This window comes from Vibrio sp. J502, assembly GCF_025397955.1.
GTDB classification, from domain to species: Bacteria; Pseudomonadota; Gammaproteobacteria; order Enterobacterales; family Vibrionaceae; genus Vibrio; species Vibrio anguillarum.
This window is the reverse complement of the sequence record NZ_CP104554.1, coordinates 1,020,418-1,040,913: the sequence shown is the minus strand read 5'-3', so window position 1 is coordinate 1,040,913 and position 20,496 is coordinate 1,020,418. Positions and strand designations below refer to the sequence as shown.

The following is a 20,496-nucleotide window of genomic DNA, read 5'->3' as shown; positions in this document are numbered from 1 at the left end:
CTATCTAAATCTCAAGGCTCAGGGCTTTTCGCCACTGGATAAGCGTTGAGTTTATTGAGTAGTCATGCGCATATGGCATGACCTGATCGATGATTTGAATCAGTGAAAACCAGTCATCCCCCGTTTCTACCAGACCTTCCCCACCCTTTTGATTTGGCGAAGCAAAAATAGGCGTTGCTTGCCAATCGGAGAGTGCTTCCCGAGAAGTTCCAGTCCGACAACTGGCACCGAAATCAATCAATCGAATATGTTGTAATTGAGGTACATAAAGCAGATTAGATGGCTTGATATCGCCATGTACCCATCCCTTGCTATGACAGTGTTTGAGCGCCTGAACCACGCTAGGCAAAAGCGAAGCAAATAAAGCCAAATCCTTAGGTTCAAACTCAATCAACGGTATCGCACTTTGATCAAACTCCAGCGTTAGCTGCAATTTGCTCCAGTCGACATCCACTACTTTTTGTATTTGAGCACCCTGACACTCTTGCAAAGCAACCCACTCTCTTTGCAGGCTCTCTGCAGCATCAAAATGCTTAGTGTAGTGGGTCAACTCGTTACTGATTTCGTGTGCACGAGAGTGAGTCGCCAAAACTTGGCAACGCACTCGCTCCTGCGGTTCAATCACTGCTTTCAACATCGACAACCTTAAAGCTGCTTAGGCAACGAGAATTGAACAAATAAAGATTTATCCAATGGTTGTTTGGAATCACGCAACGTGTAATCCAATACGATGTTGTTTTGGTTAATTTTGTAGTTGAGCTTACGAATCAAACGGCTCGATGTAGCGCTGCTCTTATTCGCAAAAAGAGCGCGCAACAACGCCCACTGACCGGTAAATGATTGTTGTGCGACTCGATTCTGACCGCTGTAGAATTCTGCACTCAAATAGCCATCCACTCCTGCGGTTGGCCAAGTTATCTCGCGCCACACTCTTGGACCATGTTTGTAGTCGTAAATCGTTTCAGCCTCTCGTAGGCGGAATTCCGTCACGTCAGTACTCATTGAGCTCGCTTTTACTTCAAGCCTTAACCCAAGATCATCTCCTGAAGAACCGAAGAAAATGCCACTCAGTTTTTGAACTAATTCAAGTTGCTTACGAGTGTTTGAGTTTATTGGTAGCGCTAGGCCGTCAACTTCGTTTAGCTTGAGCATGCCGTTATCCCAGTAAACAAACGGCTTCAAGGTTTCTTCTATGTAGCGAGCCACACGGCCACTTGGTTTAAAGAATTGAGAAAAGTCATCTAAGCTCACTTCTCCACGGCCATGTTGATCAAATGGGAATCGCCCTTCAATGGCAGACACATAAAACTGGTAAACTTGCTCATCCCACTGTGTATTTAGATACACCACGCTGCCATTCACCACTTGCTTCCAAACTTGTTCACTGAGACTCTTCGTCCAAGACGCGACGATGTTTGGAGCCTTGCTACCAGCTTGACGGAAGTTCACGATAGGGTCGCTACTACCTTGCGCATGGGCGATGGCATAAGCATGGAATGATTTACCGGGGTTTGAACTAGACAATGCGGCATCGAAAAACGAGTTAACTTCATCAACTTGAACGATCAACTGCTCCAGTGGTGTATCCTTGTCTTTACCATTCCCATTCACAAACCTAGAGAAAGGTAAAAATGCTTCATTTACGACGAATGAAGGTTGCAGCCTCAACAGGTTATCGCCAACTGCTCGGTTCACCTTGTCGGCTTTGTTCAACACCTTTTTCGCTTTCTTCAATCCTAGTTGACCGGCTGCACGCTTTTGTCCTTTCGTATCTGGTTGGTCTGCGACAGCCAATGTTGTGTTCACCACAACTGCATCCAATACATCAAGTAGTGGACTCGTAGCCGGAGAACGTGTGTTCCTTAGTGCATAGCTGAGTCCTGAAGCATCGCCAAACTGCTTGATTTGAATGTTGTTGACCAAGTCTTTCCAGTAGTAGATGTAATCGGCAAAATACAGACGTTGAACCTGTTTGCTCAGTTCTCTAAGCTCAATGACTGATGCGCCAGACATATCACCTTGAATCGCTTTAAACTCGCTCATCAAGCTTCTAAGCAGAGGCGACTTTGCCGTCAAATCAATTTGGCTATAGCCCTGCTTAGTAAAGATTTCTGGGATCAGATAGCCATGGAAATCATTAGTAAACTCAAACAAACTATCGAACTTCTCACCGAGCTGGCTTCGGAGATCCACTTGAGTACGGTACTCTGGCATCTCTTTAATACGCGCATAAATCAGTCGCTCTGGTGACAAGCCTTCAAGGTTGTTCGTTGCAACAGCTATCAGGTCTAGGTTCGGTTGTAGCTGCTTGTCGTACTGACTTTTAAACAGGTCTTCGATTAAAAGAGAAAAAGAGTAAAGCTCGTCCGGAGAAAGCTCACCTTGGTCTTTCAAGTTATCAAGTAAGTAAGTTTGTAGTTCCGCAAAGTTCAGTTGCTCTCGGTCAAACAACATCTGGTAGTAACGAAAAATCTCAAAGATTCGGCTTGGATTACCAAGGTTCACATAAACATACAGCTCGCTGCTGATCAGCTCTTCTAGCTTTGGCAGCATTATCTGGTGCAACTGTTTTTCATAAGCAGAGTAAACACTCTCGGCCGTATCTGTTTGCTTAATACTGACTTTCTCATGCCACGGTTTAGGTTGAACGCCCTCAGCAACCACGTCGCCGAGTTCTCTTAATACCGCCACAACCTCCGACATCGAATTGTCATTGCTCAGCTTTTGAACATCGTTTTGATAAAAACGAATTTGAGATAGAGCCGTTGTGCGCCAATCTTCATCAACATTCCAGTTTTCTTGTAACTTCAGACCTGCAATAGAAATCAGCCCAACCACGGAGACTAGAACAGCGGTTCGAAATACAAGATAACCCGCATGACGCCATTCATTAACACCGACGATATTCTTCTCCGGCAAGATGACCTTATTGAACAAACGTTGCGTAAAGAAACCACGACGATTTGGCTGCTGTTCAACTTGATTATTGGTGTTGAACTCAGCACGTTCGGCCACTACCTGTGTTAGTAAATCGTGCTCAATGCCTTTTTGTCCGGATGACATTAAATAAGCGCCGCGGATCCATACGGCTTCTCGGACACGGTTCTCGCGACCAATGTCGCTCAAAGACTCGTTGACGCGCTCTAGGAAAATTCTTAGCTGATAAGGCCAAGCGATAATAGAGCCCGACTTGTCACTGCTGACGTTTCTCAGTAACTCAAACTGCTGCCCCGCAATGGATTGAATCAACGCGTGGCTTTCTGCCTCAAACTGCTGTTTGTCATAACGACGTGAAACATCGCATTCAAAGGTAATACCAAAAGGATTTTCTGAGTCACATGCAGTGAAGCTCTCAAAGAAACCAGTGAAGTCTGCTATCGAGTCAGCTTTAGAGAAAGCGGCATAAACAGGCAAGTTTAAGCTAAGCTCTGCGCCCATCGACAACACAGCCTCCTGATAGATGCCTGAGAGCCTAGTGCGTTCTTTTTTGTCTCCTGTCATTAGGCGATCACACCCAATAACCGTCACAATGCCGTTCAGCCCTTGCCTCGGACGGTATTTAAGTAGTTGCTTCGCCAGTACCTGCCAAAGCGACTCGTCAATACCGTCGTTATCAAATATACGATGACCGACTTCTACAACGACTGCGTTATCGTTGCTCCAAAAACGCAGGTACTGTTCCGTATCACTTTCATCCAAGTAGCGCTCGTTAACTGGCTCAAAACCATTCTGTAGCAAAATGGCACTTTTCGCGTCTTTTTCACCACCTAGAACTAGGTACCAAGGCAGACTGTAAAGGCTTTCTAGCTTGTTACGAGCTTGTCCCTGTATCTTTTTCGTTGCGATACGAAACAGCTGCTGGATCACACGCGTGTCTTGTTTAAGCAGTACGTGTTGATCATGCTCTTCTTTCTCTGTTTGATTAAGCTTGCGCTGTTTCCACCACCAAACACATGTAAAGAAGACAATAACGACGGTGACAGCGAGCATTCCCCACTTTATCCAGACTGGTTGCTCTTCTGATGCTGTAAGCCAAAATGCGAGCGTCCCTAAAATGGCAGTAATCACCAAGAAAATAGAAAATATCTTTTTAAACATCTTATTTCAGCGCTCTTTTAATCGTGGCGTTCAAACCAAAGCGAACATTGAGTTCATTTTTCAACTTACGAATGGTGTTTAAGTCGTCACCTGCGTGAAGATAAAGCTCAACGCCATGTTCCATCTCACGAGTAAAAGACTCATAGCCTGCCTGTTTGAGTTCTGTCGATAAACGAAGTGCGTCGCTCGCCCGAGAAAATACCGCGAGAATGATCTCCCATTGCTGAGTGACCACTTTTCCTTTCATTCCAGTTTCTTCCTCTAGGCTTTCACTCTGTCGCCCCAAATCCGCATCGGAACTTAAGTACACTAAGTCACTGCTGTTTTTCTTCAGGTTGACGTCTGACATATCGATCGCGCTAAACTGTGCCAACAACGGCTGCACGCGGCTGTTGTACCAATATTCAGTAAAACCATACCCGGATGCCAGAACCAAACAAGCCAAGCCTAACGTTTTGCCCATACTGATCATTAGCCACGGGCGTTTACCTTCGATTAGCGTTGGTGTTTGCGGTACCGGAAAAGGACTTTCACTGCGATAGTGGCGAATGAGACCGTACGCACGAGCGGTAATATCATGCAATTGGCTCTCGTCTTCATGGCGAAAGCGCCCTTTGAAACCCAAAGCCAAAAGCACGTACTGAAGCTCAATAAAATCAACAAGTTTATTCGGCTGCTGGCTGGCCTTATCTAGCAACACAAAAAAGGCCTCTCCGCCATCGCGCTGTGAAAACACCTTGCTCAACAACGAATGATTTTCCCAACGAGCACGCTCTCCCCAAGCGGTGTACAGCACAGCTTCATCAAATGCCGCGCACAACACAAAGCAGCTTTTTTCAATCACGCTTGGGTGGTAATCCAAGTGCAAACCACGCAAACGAAACGCATCAATGGCGTACAAAAGTTTTTGACGAAAACGGTTGATGTCTCTCGGTGTGCCTTGACGCTTAATCGTCACTAAAATACCCAACAGTTCCGTGGCGGCATTCAATAAAGGGCTACCATAAATGGCAAGATCCTCAATCAATCGCTCTGTGCCTGAAGTATCCGCTTTGGGTGGCAACAGATGCTGCTTGTGAGCTGATTCGGTCGATGTCACTCGTCGAATTTGAACCGTCGGTTCTTCGTTAAATAATCCGCCCATCCGTTACCTACCTGATCACATGAAAATCGACGTGGAGATCATCAATTCTTTCATCAATATGAAGAGCGATCGCCTCATCACGTTTGATCAACGCTTGCCACAATTCAGACTTAGTATCGATTTCGAAGTAAGCGGCGTCATTCAAAGACTTCAACTCAGAAGGTGCATAAGGAAGATGGCGCAAAGGAACACCTGAAAGTGCATTACGCACTAAACCGGCAATATCACTGTTCCCTGCTAGCTTCGCAGCACGAGGAAACTCTTCACTGAGTCGAGTGGCACCGATAGACGAGGAAACGGCCAACACAAAACGGCCTTGATTGTATAGGCTGCGATCATCAACCAGTGTGCGCAGTAAGCGGCGGCTAACGAACAGCTGTTTGTCCCAGTTCAATGTTGATACGTTATCTATCTGAACCTCACGCAGTAACACCAGTAACTCAGAAAACACGGTCGAAAAAATGCTGTATAGCGCATCTTGGTTCCATGCAGGGAAAGACTTTGGCATCTTCCCTTCTAAACCCTGCATCTGCCCAGCCATCGAAACACACTCTAAATAAAGATGACGTGTCAGCAACGAGCCATCTAGACTCCATTGTTCAAGCTTTGGCATCCAAGCCCCCAGTACTTGCAGCCACAAGTAGTCACGCATCAACGACTGATAGCTTTTACTGCTGGACTCCGCTTGTAAACGAGTATGAATCGCTCGGGAACGGTATTGTACTTGTGCAAATAGATCAGCAACGTTATCGGTTAGGTAGTTAGATACGGAAAACTGCAAGCATTGGGGAACGAATGCTTGGTTCAACACAACAACACCTTCAGATTTGTGTTCACTGATTTCAGCAACGGATATCAACACAAAATCTTTTAGCTCATCCCCTTCCAAACGCAGCTGAATGTTCAACGTTGCTAGCTCTAATTGAACCGGGTCACTGTGCTCTCGGCTGGTATCGTAAACGGGGTGTTCTTGTGAAGAGTGTCTAAGACGCGCGTCTTCTCCCACATCAATAGTGCCCGGTCTTGAAACCGGAAGAGCCAGATACACTTTCTTATGACTGGTATTTTTCGGCACATCGAGCACGAGTGCTTGCTCAATTTCAAATGGTGTTCCATCTGGGAAAATGCCTTTAGCGCGACGCACCGAAACCTTACCAATGTTCAACATCGAACGGTCAAGCTCTAGCGAGGTCAATCCATAAGCATTAGGGCTAATTTGTCCGGCGAACTCACGAGTAAAATGTTCAACATAGCGCTCTTGCTGTTGAAAGTGCTGAGGGGAAAGGAACATCCCCTCACTCCACACGACTTTATTATTATCCATTATTCTTCTTCCCCTGACACAGACAGATTAATGCCATCAATTTCAATACTGATAACCGCTGAATTCACAATTAGCGGCTTATAAATCACCTTGTTTTTCGCCTCTCTGTAATCAGCAAAACCCGCAATCACACCGATGTACTTAACACCACTACCAAGTGGGATAATTTCCTGACGAGTTTCGCCCGGCAAAATGCTGGGTAGCTGGCGAGAAACGGCCAACTCGGCCTTTAAAACGCCTTGGTCATCATTATAAATTTGAATAAAATCAGAAATTTCAAACGCATTATTATTCGTCAATTGATAAATTCGGAGCTCTACCGGAGAAGGCTTACCCTCAACATTAGGGTTAATATTGGTCGCAGCTTTAATATCAACGACCAGTTTTGGCTCAACCATATCATAGCTCCATAAACTGCACCCTGACATAATAAGGACGATACACATTAGGCATAAACGACGTACCATTACTGATCCCCTTCGAAGTTTTTTTGCATACGCATTGCATCTCTGAAGTACGCTTGAAACTTAATTTGCCAATCGCGATTCTCTACTTGTCGGTTGAAATAGCGTTTGTACATATCCCAGTACTTCGGTTTACGAGACCAAAAACCGTTGCCCGACAAATCATCAAACATCGACTCCATCGCATTCGGTGAAATGTCAGACAACAACCTTGCCAATGCCATCTCTAATGCTTTGTCCGTACGTTCCTGTAAGCGCTGCCCATGATTCTTAAACTCAGTGATAGCAAACTGAGAGTGGTTCAGTGGTGACTCTTCTTGAGCGAAAGAGGAGGTCGCCATCACTTCATGGTTTGGAAATGACGTACGAAAATCACTGTCTTTCAGTGGGTCATCCTCAGCCGTCTGAAAATCAAGATTAAAGTGAGGCGCTAGTTCTTGCTTAACTGAGGCATCACTCGCAAATGGGTCATCCCCCACCACATCTGTCGTCGAGATGGTGAACCCAGGCGCTTCATCTACTTCAGGAATACTTTGAATAAAAGGTGTTGATTCAGTACTAAACGGATCATCACCTAATCGACAACTATCTGAGTGAGGCTGCTGGATTTGCGCTTTCGCTGTTTCAGGGAAGAAACAAGAAACCAGCAATCGGTAGCGGCCAATATCAAGAACATCACCATCACTTAGTGTAGATTGGTTACCCTTGCCCAAAGGCACATCAGATCCATTGATGTAAAGGCCATTGGTGCTGTTGTCCATGATTTGGTATCCACGCGAGGTCTTACGAATCATTGCATGGGTACTTGAAATCTCACGACTTGCGTCATTAAGTTGTAGCGTCGCGCCAAACGCACGCCCGATATCTCCGCCATCGTCTGGAAATGCTTGATTCCATTGGGCGATGCTTTCACCATCTGGAGAGCTAATAATTCTAATCGATAGAGGCATTTGACTGACCTTCAATAAATTCAATATTTGGAGTTAACGACACTGAGCAACCGCCTCGTTAAATTCATTAAGAAAGTTGGGGTATTTCTTTGTAAATGCTTTGGAGAAATACACGCCCAATGGATTCGATTTGACCCGTGTCCGAGAAATCGCTCGATAACTGATACCCATTTTTTTTATCGTCTCGTCAATGACAGCGTCATTGCCCAATACCGCTCCGACTTCCCCATTCAGCATCAACTCAATTAGGGCTTTTGGCGTCCTTGGTTTTTTGCTTACGCGGTAACCGTTTTTCTGTAGCCAAAACCAATTATTTGAGCCAAATAGTGCAGCGACTTCGACCTGAGACTTGAACATTGCGTTGTCTAACTCTGTTGAATCAGATAGAGAGAACCAACTCCAATTCTGTTGATCAAGTGTCGCAGAATAATCGGCATACTCATCACGCTTGCTGTTGAGAGACGCAAGAAAGAAACCATGCTGTGAGCCAACTTCTGTCATGAGCTGAGCTCTATCCCAGTTAGTCATCGTAAGCTGATACGGCTGGTCCATCACTCTCATGACACACTTCACTCGTTCTATCCCCGGCCCTTTCATTTCCCCATTTTCTTGGTACTGATAAGGAAACCATTCTTGGGTAGCGAGCAATAATCGCTCTGGACGCTGATAGGCCAAAGCAGGTTGGCTAAGCACGGTCAACATAACGGCAATGAAAATGACACGTATCATGGTTAATAGCTCTCCATGCTCATTCCAGCAGAACGCACTAGCTTGCCATCTTGCGAATAGATATCGCTGGCCATTTCAATCAATACAAACGGAAGCTGCGTATCAACGCGGCCTGCTTGTTTAAAGCTGATCGAGATGTCTGGTGGAGACAGCACTCCCACAGGCAGAGAGCCAGGATCTACGCCCTTTTTAAGTACTTCAATGCCGTAAAATGCCGCTTGGTGGGCGTTGTTTTCAAACCCTACGCCAACAGACATCAGCGCACTTTGTTGCGTGCCATTAACCGCATCAGGCACTGCAGTTAACAGAGGAAGCGGCTCTGAATGCAGGTTGATCTCATCAAGTCGGTTAAGAAGACTTGAACTACCCGTAAGCCAAAGCAAGGATTGACATAAATTACCATCGTTGACCTTCATCGATTCAATGGTGGTCTGCATAACGTGTTGAAGAGCAAGTTCAGGATTATTCTCGTCAACTTCGATAGGAAAGACTTTCACTCCTTGCTTCTCAGCCTCTTTTTGAAGTGGCAAAAACTGGGTGAGATAAGCACTGGTGTTCGACTTGGCGTACAGCACACCAATTTGAGTCAGACTTGGTTTAAAGCGACGTAAAAAGCTCAGCGTAATATCAGCAGGCAAATTCAAGGAGGTGTAAGCAAAGTTGTTGCCACTTGAGTGGTAGTTATCCGTCAGGCCCAGTAACACCGGATCTTTTGCGTTCACCGATACAACCGGAAGCTTACCTCCAGCGTAAATCTTATGCAGTGAGACGGTCGCACTAGAGCCAACCGTGTAGATCATGTTCGCCTTTTTATCCGCAGCTTTCGTCCAAGCGACCAGTTCCTCTTGGCTTTTAGGCAAAAGGAAAGCACGAAATGAAACGTTAGGCATTTCTCTGCGAAACACTTTTAAGATGGTCGACAACGCAACATCATACGCGTCCGCTTTTCGAGAGACCAAAACCCAAACCATAGGATATTCACCTCGCGGGGCGAACAACACATCGTTGTCGTTGGCATTAATTTCCCACTGCACCACCTTTTCTGCTTGCAAGCGTTCGCCCAACCACTCTGGCCAATCTGCCAAACTCACCGATGAGAATGCAGTCAGTGCCAAAAGTAAAATCAATCGAATCATGCTACCACCTCCTTTTGTACTGCACGGTCAAACAACCACATCAACAAGCCAGCTAAAGTAAAGAATGCTGAAAGCGCAAAGAATGCGTAGTCCGTTCCAAGATGAGTAAGCAAAGTACTGACAACGACCGAACCCAACACATGACCTAGCCTTTCCAAAAAGCGATAAGTAGAAGCAACTGAGTTAGCATTAACACCTTGAGTCGTGGTCACCACATGAGTCACAACTGGGGCATTAATAAAGCCATGTGAAACACCCATCACTAGCATTGCGAACGTTGCGACGAAGACAAGATAGGTTATATCTTTAAATAAGAAGGCAGCAGAAAGAATAGCCAAAGCAACAGCGCCAACAATGCTTCCTAAGCAAAGCGCCCATTTTGCAGAGCCAATACGGTCAATCATTGGCGAAACTTTTCCACTAATGAAAAGCACAGAGAATGCATAAGCCATCAGCACCTGACCGATACTTTCACGCTCGACGCCTACATCAGAAAGAAGGATTGGCACAGCGAAGAATACGACACCAGTTAGCATCATTTTGGTTGGTATACCAACGAGCAACATGGTGCGCATGAATGACGGTACACGTATCAAAGTAGCGGAATCTTTTAACATCATCGTAAGGTTCTCTTTAAGTGAACCTTGTGCATTCCTCTGAGGAATCATCGACGGTAGCGACAACGCGAACAGATACATTAGACCACCAACTAACGCCGACAACATGAAGATACCTTGCACGCCTACGGTATCAGCTAGCAGAGCACCGATTGCCGCACCAGAGATGAATCCAGCATTGAAACAAAATACGATGATACCTGCGGCTTGTGTCTTGTTAGACTGGTCACTGCAACGCAGAATATAACCTTGAACAGCAATAAAGATCGTCGCTTGCCCAACACCAGACGTGAATCGAGCAATAAGCACCATTGCTAACTGGGACTCGTACGCTAGCAACATACAACCAACCGCTGATAGCAGAATACCCACGCCAAGTACTTTGCGAATATCAAACACTTCAACTAAACGCGAAACAGGCAATAGCGTCGCAGCAAAGCCAACAAAGTAGAGTGTAAAGAAGTAAGACGACCAACTTTCTCCTGCGCCATTTTCTACCGCGATTTGCGTTAAGTACTGAGGTAAAACCGGCGCCATTAACGATTCCATCAGCACCGTGACCAACAGCAGCGGCTTAACCTGCGCCAGTACGGTGTCGTTTTTTGGCTGTTGCTCCGAGTGACTCAGTAAGCGAATAAAAGCAAAGCAAATGAACGCACAACCAGCAAATAGAATGGCAAAGTTCTTTAGTATACGAACCAACTGCGCAAACAGTACTTTGGGGGAAAAAGCGATCGTCACCTCGTTCCCTTTCGTATCGCTTACTAGAAATTCGGCCATCTCATCGACTGACACACTGTTCTGCGCTTTACTCTTGGCGATCAACTCAGTTCCCTGAGCAACTGCAATGGAAGAGACTTCTGGGTTTGACTGACGAAAGCTGTCTAGCATCTCATCGATACCACTCACTTGATGATAGCTTATCCCTGCATTCAGTACCGGGGCTAAACGTTGAGTAACAATCTTCGCCATAGAATCCGCCTTGTGCTCCAAGCCGGCTTTGTACAATGCACCGACCATCAATAGCACGCTCGCCGACATGGCTAAGAACACACCACCAAATGCAGTGAAGTAGATCTTGGGGTTTTGACTACGTAAAACAAAGAAAATAAACGCAGCGATCAGTAAAACGACCAGCAGCACCATCGGCTGGAAGTGCCTATCGATGCTCCTTTCTATTTCTTCATCACTCAGCCAGATCTCCAAAGCACCAACTTGAGCGAATTTATTGCTCAAAGGGATGGTGACTAAGCTGCCAACAAAGTTGTCATCGGTGTAGCGATATAGCTCTTGCTGCCCAGAAATTACTCGGATATCAACCACAGAAGAATCCGCTTTCGCGATTGGCGATAGCACTTTTTCAAGACCAGCAAAGTCCTGAAGCGGCACACCAGAACTGAGAACTTGTTCTATACCGATTCGGGCGGCTTCGGTTTGGGCTAAAATCGCATCACGGCTCTGCTGTTGATAGCTTTTCAATGCTTGTGCATAACCAACAACAAAGATCAGCATTAGTGATAACAGAACCAGTAATGCTCCGAGCAACAAGCGGCTATATTGCTTAAAAGAGTTCAAAGTTCACTCCTAACACACGCTTAGAGCGTCGAATTGCTCATTGAGGCAATGCGCAACCGACATTGGGCGTTTTTGCTTAAGGAAAGATAATCGGTTAAACACCAACGACTGAACTAGGTCTGTGTAATCCATACCTTCACGAGCCAGATCATGGCAAACCAAACTTACCTTCTCTCCCTCCGGACGTTTGAGATCCGGTTTTGGATTGGTTTCCAGCACATAAAGGTTGCCTTCTTTGTCCATGCGTAAGTCCACTCTCACTAAGGTTTGAAGACCAAGCAGGCGATAAATCTTCTGACCGATCAGTGCTAACTGATTGCGTAGCCCCTCTTCATTAACAGCAACCAAACGGTCTTGAGTGATCGGCTTTACATCCATGGAAGTAAAAATAGGCTCGTCAGCATCCAGTACACGTTCAGTAATTGAGAAAGCCATAGGCATTTCAGACTGCGTCAGTTTACCTTCTTTAAAGACATACTCTCCCGCAACAGCAACAACAAACTCTCGGCCACCAAGGAAAGGTTCAATCATTACTGTATTCCCCGTCGCTTGACGTACATGCTCTACAACACCCGCGAGATCATTACGCTTAAAAACAGGATAAACATGGATTGAAGCTCGGCCAGACACTGGCTTAACAATGAAGCCGTCTTTGAACTGTGCTTCAATTTGATCGATCGCATCTTGCTTTGCTACATCTTCAAAATGCTCATCAATACCAATGGTGATAAATGGCGCAGTCGGCAGTCCAGCGGCTTTAATTTCATGCTTAAACAGGTGCTTGTTATCCAAGATCCCTGCCGTCATTGGCGAGTGCCCTACATAAGGCACGCCCAGCATTTCCAATGTAGAAGGCAAATGACACATGGAGTCAAAACCTTGCAAACCACCACTGTTCGTGATCACCAAGTCAATACCTTTATCTTTCAGGCACTGCGCTAAGTTAATGTCTTCAGCTAACACCTCAACGAATTGGAAATTAGATTCACGCAGTGCATTAGCAATATCGTGTGCAACAGGTGCATACGTTTTAGTTGAGCGAGGGCTCAAGTTTTCAAAGATAAAACTGCCCTCCTGCTCTTTATCACCACCGTGAATCACTGCGATTTTTAAGTTCTTACGAATCCATTCCAATTGTTGCGTAGAAAAAACTGAATGCGTCATCTGTTAGTACTCATAATGTTGTGCTGCTAAAAGGGCGCGTTAAACACGGCCTGCAACAAAAAGCGTTAATAAAATTACGTTATTGTTTTAGTTGGATTGATATACAACCCATTGTTTTTTTGAGGTCTATCGCCTCTTAATGCTATTGAATCTGAATCTTAAATTTGCCTTCTTCAACGTGAACAGTGACCGCTTCTACCGGCTTGCTCTCGCTCATGCGGACAATGCATTGATTCGCTAAATCCGGCATAAGTTGACGATTGATCAGTTGCTCAACGGCACGAGCGCCTGTTTCAGGTGAATCGTTCATATTGACCAGCAGATCAATCACATCAGGGTGAAATTCAAAACTTGCTTTGTAGTGGGATTGAACGCGCTTACGAATGCGGTTCAGAGACAAGGTTGCAATTTGCGCCATTTCTTCATCGTTCAAAGGGAAATAAGGCACGATGGTCGCACGGCCAAGAAATGCGGGTTTAAAGTGTTTTTGCAGCTCAGGGAAAATAGACTGAGTCAGCGTCGGAACATCCGGTCGACCATTTTCACACGCATTAACAACAGCACTGTCGGCCGCGTTTGATGTCATGATGATGATCGTATTACGAAAATCGATGTGTCGACCTTCACTGTCCGAGATCGAGCCTTTATCAAAGATTTGATAGAAGATGTCGTGCACACCAGGGTGGGCTTTTTCCATTTCATCCAGCAGCAGTACAGAATATGGGTTCTTACGTACCGCTTCTGTTAAGACACCGCCTTTACCGTAGCCAACATAACCCGCAGGAGAGCCTAAAAGCATCGACACTTTGTGCTCTTCTTTAAATTCCGTCATGTTGATGGTGGTGATATTTCGCTCGCCACCGTATAGCAAATCGGTAAGCGCCAATGCAGTTTCGGTTTTACCCACACCACTTGGACCACACATCAGGAATACCCCAACAGGTTTGCGTGGGTCGGTTAAACCTGCACGCGACAAGCGAATTGCTTGTGAAAGCTCTGCTATCGGCGTTGTCTGACCAATCACTCGCTCACCGATACGAGTCTCTAGGTGCATCAACTTCTCAACTTCTTGGCTAAGCATGTTGCCCACTGGAATACCCGTCCATAGCGCCACCACTTCAGCGATGGTTTGCTCTGTTACCTGTGGCAGGACTAATGGCTGCTCACCCTGGATCTCACGCAGGGCTGCCATTTTGTCTGCTAACATGCTTTTCGCTTCATGCGATATCACCGAGCCATTTTCTTTTAGCTCAGCGTCTAAGCCAGACTGCAACTCAATGATCTCTTCCACCAAGAGGCGCTCTGAGTTCCAAGAGCGTTCAAGTGACTGATGCTCTTGTTCTAAAGCCGCCAATCGCTGTTTTGCTTCTTCCAAGCGTACGCTTTCAATCGACCACAATGCCGACTCATGATGTAACGTTTCGATCTCGTTGTTGGTGTAGCGGATTTTTTCTGCAATGGCTTCCAACTGTCTAGGTGCCGCACTTTGGCTCAATCCAATGCGTGAACATGCCGTATCCAACAGACTAATTGCTTTATCAGGTAACTTACGCTCAGGAAGGTAACGAATAGAGAGAGCGACTGCGGCATCAATGGCTTCTTGCATGACTTTAACGCCATGGTGCTTTTCAAGGCTGCGCTTCACGCCGCGAAGCATGTGAATAGCATCTTCTTCGTTGGGTTCATTAACCGCAACAACTTGAAAACGACGAGTCAACGCGGCATCCGATTCAAAGTACTGTTTGTATTCCGCCCATGTGGTCGCCGCAAGAGAACGAAACTCGCCACGCGCAAGCGCTGGTTTCAGAATATTCGCAGCATCATTCTGGCCCGCTGTGCCACCCGCCCCAATCAGCGTATGTGCTTCATCGATAAACATGATGATCGGCGTCGTTGACTGCTTGATCTCATTGATCACATCTTTAAGGCGGTTTTCAAACTCACCTTTGATGCTCGCGCCTGCTTGCAAAAGGGACAAATCAAGGCTGCGCAGCTCAACGTTCGCAAGCGCAGGTGGAACATTGCCATTCACGATTTCTTGGGCAAGACCTTCAACAATGGCCGTTTTACCTACACCTGGGTCACCGACGAGGATCGGGCTGTTTTGACGGCGGCGGCACAAAATATCAATGGATTTGCGAATTTCATCTCCGCGTCCTGTAATAGGGTCCAACTCGCCATTACGCGCTGCCTCTGTCAGGTTTTGCGAGAATTTGTCCAAAGCTGGCGTCGCTGAGTCACCACCGGTTGGGGCCATGCTCTCGGTAGACGATGAGACTTCACTGGGTCCGCTGATCACCATCGACTGACTGCGTAACCATTCAGAAGACAAGACTGACACCCACGAGCTCAACACGCCGTTGTAAGCGCTTTGGTCCAGACGCTGCTTCAGCACCATAAGCAGATGAAATTCATTCACCACCGATTGCTGATTGTTTAATGAAGCAAGCATCCATGCATCTTTAAGTAACTCAACCAACTCAGGGGACAAAGAAGGTGAAGAGTCATTACCACGAGCCAAATGCATCAGACGGTCATTACAACGCTCCAACATCGACTCTTTGGCCATTGATGCTTGCTGCAAAGCGGCTTCCCAGCCTTTGGACTGTTGTAACAACTGAACAAACCAATGCTCAGCTTCTATCGCAAAGTGTCCTTTACTTACACAATCTCCAGCAGCCGTTTCCAGGGCACTTTTTAGTAACGGAGTAAGCCTTTTGACCAAGCTTTGTAGTTCAATATTTATCATTCTGTTTCCTAACTTTTCGTCAGTGGCATTTCAACAAACTGTTGACGATCTGATTGATGACTCATCCACGCGGATTGGCCAATTCTTAACGCTTTTTGGTGACTGCTTGATAGCTTCACTCTCGGCAGATACTGGCTATTTACCTTCATATAGAGTGCATACTTGCTATTCACTCCCATATAGCTTCTAACCATATGGTCCAGCGCAAGAACCATCTCTTTGTCACTGCGTATTTTTAAGTAATGCTGATAGTCTTGAGGGCACATTTTTATGTTGAGTTTCTGCCCCGTCATTGGCGTCGACATCCCGACCAACGCGCCCATACCCAATTGATGATTGTTTCCGGCTTGGCCAATTTGAGTTAACGAACACTCTGTTAGAGGCAAATACTCTAGGCCACTGCGTTCAACCTCAAACTCCGACTCGAAGTAATCTTCTAGCATCGACTTAAGCGCCAATGGGCAGGTTAATTTCAACCCTAATAAGCCGGTGTATTGCACCAAATGAGATTCCGGCATTGGTGCCTTATCTCCAGTCTGTCCAGCCAAACTGGAAAGCATTTCAGTAATAGATTGACGGTCACGATTCCAATGAAACGCCTCTTCCTCAATCTGATACGTCAGCTCATGCTTTTGCTTTGTTTCGCAGTACAAGCGGTAGTAACGGTTATTAAACATGTCGAAAAAGTCGAGTGGTGCTTCATCACCAAGTTCAAAACGCGCTTTTAGTGCATCGCCATACATCGCTCTTGGCATCGAACCAGAGTTGCCAGACAAAGCCGCCAATGATGTCTTTACCGTAAATTCACCCTCTCGCTCCGAAGTAACCATAGAGACTTCTGCTTGATAGTAAGCTGGGAGAATTTCCGCACTAAACCTCACTTCAGGTCGCTGCCCCTTTAAATGAGCCTGATGCTTGAAGATCTGCCACGCTTTTTCTAGCTGTCCCTCAAACGCACCATAAGCGAAACGGCTTACAACAAACTCTTGCACCCAGTTCTCCTCGGGAAGGACAGGTAAACACCGTCTTGGCCTTCCAAATAAATATCCACTTGAGTAAAGCTGTTGAAGCCTGCAAAATAAGCAAAGAAGTGGTCAAGCAAATGACCAAAGAGCGATACGCCTCCGTTGACATTACTTGCGTCTAACGTCACCGAAATTTTTGTGCCGTAAGCAAAACATGTTTTTCCTGACACACGGATCGGAGCCACCACTTGCTCCTGCTCGATATTTTGCAGGGACTCGATATAGATGTGGTTTTGCACCGCTTGGTTGTGGTTATACAAATCAAACACATTTTTCAGCGTAGCGGTTGGGTCATCCGTCCCTAGAATTGCGTGATAGTTAAAGTGCAAATGGCAAAGCAGTGCCCATACATTCTTATTTGCATCACGACTGCGCACTGGCAAGGTTGGGCGGCGCAGCAAGTTCATAGTCGCTGGAATCGTAAGAGATTCCCGACATGTCACTTGGCTGTTTACAGGCAATGAACCTGCTCGAATGCCGTCAGTCGCAGTTGTCGTCACCGACCAAACTCTGGACGACGTCGTGGCACTAACATGCCCAATATCAGCCACTTTTAAGCCACTGCGAAGCACGCCTCTTTCGTGGGTATCCTGTACGAGCTGCCAACGGAGTGCAGTCTCTGTACTGTTGTACTTGTCTCCGTAGATCTGACAGACCTTAAACGGTTCACCTTCCGTCACGTCTAGCACTTCATCAACAGAAAACACTTCCAAATCATTACCCTGGCTTGCATCAAGATAAATTGGGTACTGCTTTTGGGTGAAGTCGATTTGCAGAGGTTCTGACACTTTGGTTTGTAGGTTCACCAATGGCGTACAAAACAGAGAAAAATGCTGTGCTTGAATGCTACGAGCTTGCACCACACTCATCTCATTCAAGAAAATCTGAATACGAAACTCTGAGCCGATTGCGTGTTGCATGATGTTGCCAAGGTCTAATTTGAATCCTTGAAATCTTTCAGGGAACATGAAGAACTCGGTCAATAACTTAAAGCCACCAAAGCTTGCTGCTTGATACGGTAAAATAGTGTCGTTCACATCGAAGCCGATTGGTTGTAGCGCAGACTTCCCTAGTGAGTAGCTCTTACCATTATTCTGGATACACACCTGACAGCGACCATCGGCGAGTACATCATACAAACGCAATGCAAAGTGGCTTTCACCTTTGAGATGCAGTTTCAACTGGTCAATATCCAGATCACGCAACTCGATACCGCTATCGGTTGCCTCAATCGTCAGCTCCAGCATCGCTTTTGCGTTCTCTGCACCCACAGGCTTAGCCAGTTCAAATGGCGCAAACAGCACTTCTGCCGAAGCAACTTGAATTGGAAGCAGCGCTATATTTTCGGAAGTGCGAAACACCACTGGCTCGCCAGATTCGCTCGCGACATCGAACTCAGTGCCTTTAGGAATACTGTGCTTTGCATTCGCTTCTTCAAAAATAGCGAAGTCCAACATGCTGTATGACGGTATTGGCCTCAGATAATGCGGGAACAACAAGTTCACCAAGCTTTCTGTCAGCTCTGGGTAAGACTCATCCAAACGCTGCTGAAGTTTGCCGTTCATCAAGGCAACACTTTCAATCAAACGCGCGATCTGAGGATCATCAATACTGTCTTTACGCATTCCCAATGCACGAGCCGTCCCCGGATGACGTTCCGCGAACTGAGAGGTTTCATTGCGAATAAAGCGCAGTTCCTGTTCAAAATAGGAAAGCAATGAATCAGACAAAATTCGACTTCCTTACATCTAGTTTGTTGCTGCTCAAATCCAAAAAAGAATCCAGTACGATCGCTTCATCACCAAGCTCTGAATGCACCACGGCGGAAAGGCGAAAGCTCAATTGGTTGCTACCCAGTTCCCCTTCTTGAACATCAATCTCTACCTGGCTCAGGCGAGGTTCGAAGTTTCGGACCAGCACTTCAATTTCTGCGACAATGTCACTGGTGTTGTTTTTACTTTGAGCGCGAGCCATGTTGCGCATACCGAGCTCGGCAATCGTTCCTTTTTCCGATAAAAGCATCTCTGAACACAGAGGTGCTCGGCTGGAAATAAGATCACAGACGTTATCAACAATTGCATCTCGAACACTATCGATATCGTCATTCCAGCTTTGGGTTAACTTAGCCATTAAGCTCATGATGTCTCTCCAACCTCACTGCCAGATACCGAAGTTGTTAACACCACTTTCGCATCCATCATTTCGTATTGATATTGAGGCTGAAGCATGATCTCGCATAGGTAGCGGGTTTTATCATGAGGAACCTCTTCAATGCGTACATAGCAAGACCGCAGTGGATATCGGGCAAGTACGGCATCCTCACCATAATTGACGTTGCTTATGAACTGCTCTAGCCATCGCTCTAGACTGCGTCGACAAGTTTCTGCACTGTCATATCGACCAACTTGATCACGAATTTGGACCTTGATGTAATGGGCAAATCGGCAAGCCATCAGGTTGGTTTGGAGCATACCGAGCTGACGTTGAGCTTCATCAGGCGCTTGCCAAACGGATTGATTGCTGAAGAAACCTTTATGGCCACTTATGTAAATACTGGTTAAAGGCATGAACCCCTGAGACGACCAAAAGCCATCATCTTCACTGTAGATCTCTACCTTGGTCTTAAGTTCTTTTGAGTCCTGAACGATAGCCCCATACGAACCTGTCTCATCGTAAGAACGCAGGAATCCAAACCAACTGATTCGATCAAACTCTCGCATCACATTACCTAGCAAGAGGTAAGCGCTGCTGCCCCACAAGGCATATTTCTCTTGCTGGCGCTCGTTAAAAACAAATCCAGCCTGATATTGACAGTATGGTTGACGAATCAAATGTTCAGGCATGACCAAGTGCAAAAATCGTGATGAGTTTTTTTCTCGTAGCAACTGCCAAGAAACAAAATCTCGACTAGTAAGAATGCGCTCAATTCTCGCGCTGTCATGAAGCTGCCTTCTTGGTTCATCACCAAAGAAAAACTCGTCAGTTCCGAGCACCATTGGGCAAAAACAGAGCTCCCCCAGCTCAGAGAGCAGTTGAAGGGTGTAGAGATCGTCATACTCCTGATCATCGGCGTAATCAGCCGAGACCTTGTGATCGACCATCACCATGCCAAATGGGCTGCCACCGGCGGTATCCAGCTCATTTGAATACAGTTTTCGGTATAGGGATGACTGCTTTAGATCGAAAGAGTAATTGAGATCTGCCGAAACCATACTCCAACTCAAGTCGAGCATTTTGATTTTTACTCGACGCTGGGATACTTGCAGCTGCGCTAACGATTTGAGCCCCGTCCAAGAGGCTTCTAACTGCTTAAAGTTAGGGTGTTGAATAACGTCTGACAACTGTTCACTTATTGACGTATCAATCTCGGAGATCAAACGAACCAACGATGCTTTGAATTGAACCACCGACCGACTTTTCGCGCACACTAATATCTCCTGCCAGGCAGGATTCTCAGCTAAAATGCGATCGAATTCGGAATTTGTATACATCAGCGACTCAGTTCAAAACATTCGGGGACA

The 20,496-nt window shown here is 46.1% G+C and carries 15 protein-coding genes; all 15 read right to left on the bottom strand.

From position 1 onward, the window contains the following. Positions 1–4 precede the first annotated feature (4 nt). The gene (locus N5E84_RS04940) at positions 5–637 is read right to left on the bottom strand and encodes a protein kinase domain-containing protein (RefSeq protein WP_029189805.1); all 633 of its coding nucleotides are present in this window, start codon (positions 635–637) and stop codon (positions 5–7) included. An 8-nt stretch (positions 638–645) separates the two neighbouring features. Continuing rightward, positions 646–4,098, bottom strand: coding sequence for a type VI secretion system membrane subunit TssM (gene tssM, locus N5E84_RS04935; protein WP_019282546.1), 3,453 nt, complete (start codon positions 4,096–4,098; stop codon positions 646–648). A 1-nt stretch (position 4,099) separates the two neighbouring features. Beyond that, on the bottom strand, positions 4,100–5,242 hold the full coding sequence (gene icmH / locus N5E84_RS04930; protein ID WP_013856696.1) for a type IVB secretion system protein IcmH/DotU: 1,143 nt from the start codon (positions 5,240–5,242) through the stop codon (positions 4,100–4,102). A gap of 7 nt (positions 5,243–5,249) precedes the next feature. Next, positions 5,250–6,566, bottom strand: a complete 1,317-nt coding sequence (tssK, locus tag N5E84_RS04925; RefSeq protein ID WP_019282547.1) for a type VI secretion system baseplate subunit TssK — start codon at positions 6,564–6,566, stop codon at positions 5,250–5,252. Beyond that, the gene (gene tssJ / locus N5E84_RS04920) at positions 6,566–7,033 is read right to left on the bottom strand and encodes a type VI secretion system lipoprotein TssJ (protein ID WP_019282548.1); all 468 of its coding nucleotides are present in this window, start codon (positions 7,031–7,033) and stop codon (positions 6,566–6,568) included. Before tssJ ends, tssK begins: the two co-directional genes overlap by 1 nt. After that, on the bottom strand, positions 7,033–7,980 hold the full coding sequence (locus tag N5E84_RS04915; RefSeq protein WP_029189804.1) for a type VI secretion system-associated FHA domain protein: 948 nt from the start codon (positions 7,978–7,980) through the stop codon (positions 7,033–7,035). The genes tssJ and N5E84_RS04915 overlap by 1 nt, the downstream gene beginning before the upstream one ends. A 33-nt stretch (positions 7,981–8,013) precedes the next feature. Next, a complete protein-coding gene (locus N5E84_RS04910) occupies positions 8,014–8,709 on the bottom strand; it encodes a substrate-binding periplasmic protein (protein WP_019282549.1) in 696 nt (231 codons plus the stop codon). A gap of 2 nt (positions 8,710–8,711) precedes the next feature. Then, positions 8,712–9,845: an ABC transporter substrate binding protein gene (locus N5E84_RS04905; RefSeq protein WP_013856691.1), complete on the bottom strand. Its 1,134-nt coding sequence runs from the start codon at positions 9,843–9,845 to the stop codon at positions 8,712–8,714. After that, positions 9,842–12,037 (bottom strand): MFS transporter, encoded by a 2,196-nt coding sequence (locus tag N5E84_RS04900; RefSeq protein ID WP_019282550.1) that lies wholly within the window; start codon positions 12,035–12,037, stop codon positions 9,842–9,844. Before N5E84_RS04900 ends, N5E84_RS04905 begins: the two co-directional genes overlap by 4 nt. Positions 12,038–12,046: 9 nt before the next feature. Beyond that, positions 12,047–13,201: an ATP-grasp domain-containing protein gene (locus N5E84_RS04895; RefSeq protein WP_013856689.1), complete on the bottom strand. Its 1,155-nt coding sequence runs from the start codon at positions 13,199–13,201 to the stop codon at positions 12,047–12,049. Positions 13,202–13,343: 142 nt separating this feature from the next. Next, positions 13,344–15,950, bottom strand: coding sequence for a type VI secretion system ATPase TssH (gene tssH / locus N5E84_RS04890; protein ID WP_019282551.1), 2,607 nt, complete (start codon positions 15,948–15,950; stop codon positions 13,344–13,346). Between the two features lie 8 nt (positions 15,951–15,958). Further along, positions 15,959–16,942: a type VI secretion system baseplate subunit TssG gene (locus tag N5E84_RS04885; protein WP_019282552.1), complete on the bottom strand. Its 984-nt coding sequence runs from the start codon at positions 16,940–16,942 to the stop codon at positions 15,959–15,961. Next, on the bottom strand, positions 16,924–18,705 hold the full coding sequence (gene tssF, locus N5E84_RS04880) for a type VI secretion system baseplate subunit TssF (RefSeq protein WP_069211972.1): 1,782 nt from the start codon (positions 18,703–18,705) through the stop codon (positions 16,924–16,926). The genes N5E84_RS04885 and tssF overlap by 19 nt, the downstream gene beginning before the upstream one ends. Further along, positions 18,698–19,114: a type VI secretion system baseplate subunit TssE gene (gene tssE / locus N5E84_RS04875; protein ID WP_013856685.1), complete on the bottom strand. Its 417-nt coding sequence runs from the start codon at positions 19,112–19,114 to the stop codon at positions 18,698–18,700. Before tssE ends, tssF begins: the two co-directional genes overlap by 8 nt. Next, positions 19,111–20,466 (bottom strand): type VI secretion system contractile sheath domain-containing protein, encoded by a 1,356-nt coding sequence (locus tag N5E84_RS04870; RefSeq protein ID WP_013856684.1) that lies wholly within the window; start codon positions 20,464–20,466, stop codon positions 19,111–19,113. Before N5E84_RS04870 ends, tssE begins: the two co-directional genes overlap by 4 nt. Positions 20,467–20,496 lie beyond the last annotated feature (30 nt).

Coding starts and splice junctions, on each gene's coding strand:
- N5E84_RS04940 (WP_029189805.1), bottom strand. CDS start 637: ATGTTGAAAGCAGTGATTGAACCGCAGGAGCGAGTGCGTTGCCAAGTT.
- tssM (WP_019282546.1), bottom strand. CDS start 4,098: ATGTTTAAAAAGATATTTTCTATTTTCTTGGTGATTACTGCCATTTTA.
- icmH (WP_013856696.1), bottom strand. CDS start 5,242: ATGGGCGGATTATTTAACGAAGAACCGACGGTTCAAATTCGACGAGTG.
- tssK (WP_019282547.1), bottom strand. CDS start 6,566: ATGGATAATAATAAAGTCGTGTGGAGTGAGGGGATGTTCCTTTCCCCT.
- tssJ (WP_019282548.1), bottom strand. CDS start 7,033: ATGGTACGTCGTTTATGCCTAATGTGTATCGTCCTTATTATGTCAGGG.
- N5E84_RS04915 (WP_029189804.1), bottom strand. CDS start 7,980: ATGCCTCTATCGATTAGAATTATTAGCTCTCCAGATGGTGAAAGCATC.
- N5E84_RS04910 (WP_019282549.1), bottom strand. CDS start 8,709: ATGATACGTGTCATTTTCATTGCCGTTATGTTGACCGTGCTTAGCCAA.
- N5E84_RS04905 (WP_013856691.1), bottom strand. CDS start 9,845: ATGATTCGATTGATTTTACTTTTGGCACTGACTGCATTCTCATCGGTG.
- N5E84_RS04895 (WP_013856689.1), bottom strand. CDS start 13,201: ATGACGCATTCAGTTTTTTCTACGCAACAATTGGAATGGATTCGTAAG.
- tssH (WP_019282551.1), bottom strand. CDS start 15,950: ATGATAAATATTGAACTACAAAGCTTGGTCAAAAGGCTTACTCCGTTA.
- tssE (WP_013856685.1), bottom strand. CDS start 19,114: ATGAGCTTAATGGCTAAGTTAACCCAAAGCTGGAATGACGATATCGAT.
- N5E84_RS04870 (WP_013856684.1), bottom strand. CDS start 20,466: ATGTATACAAATTCCGAATTCGATCGCATTTTAGCTGAGAATCCTGCC.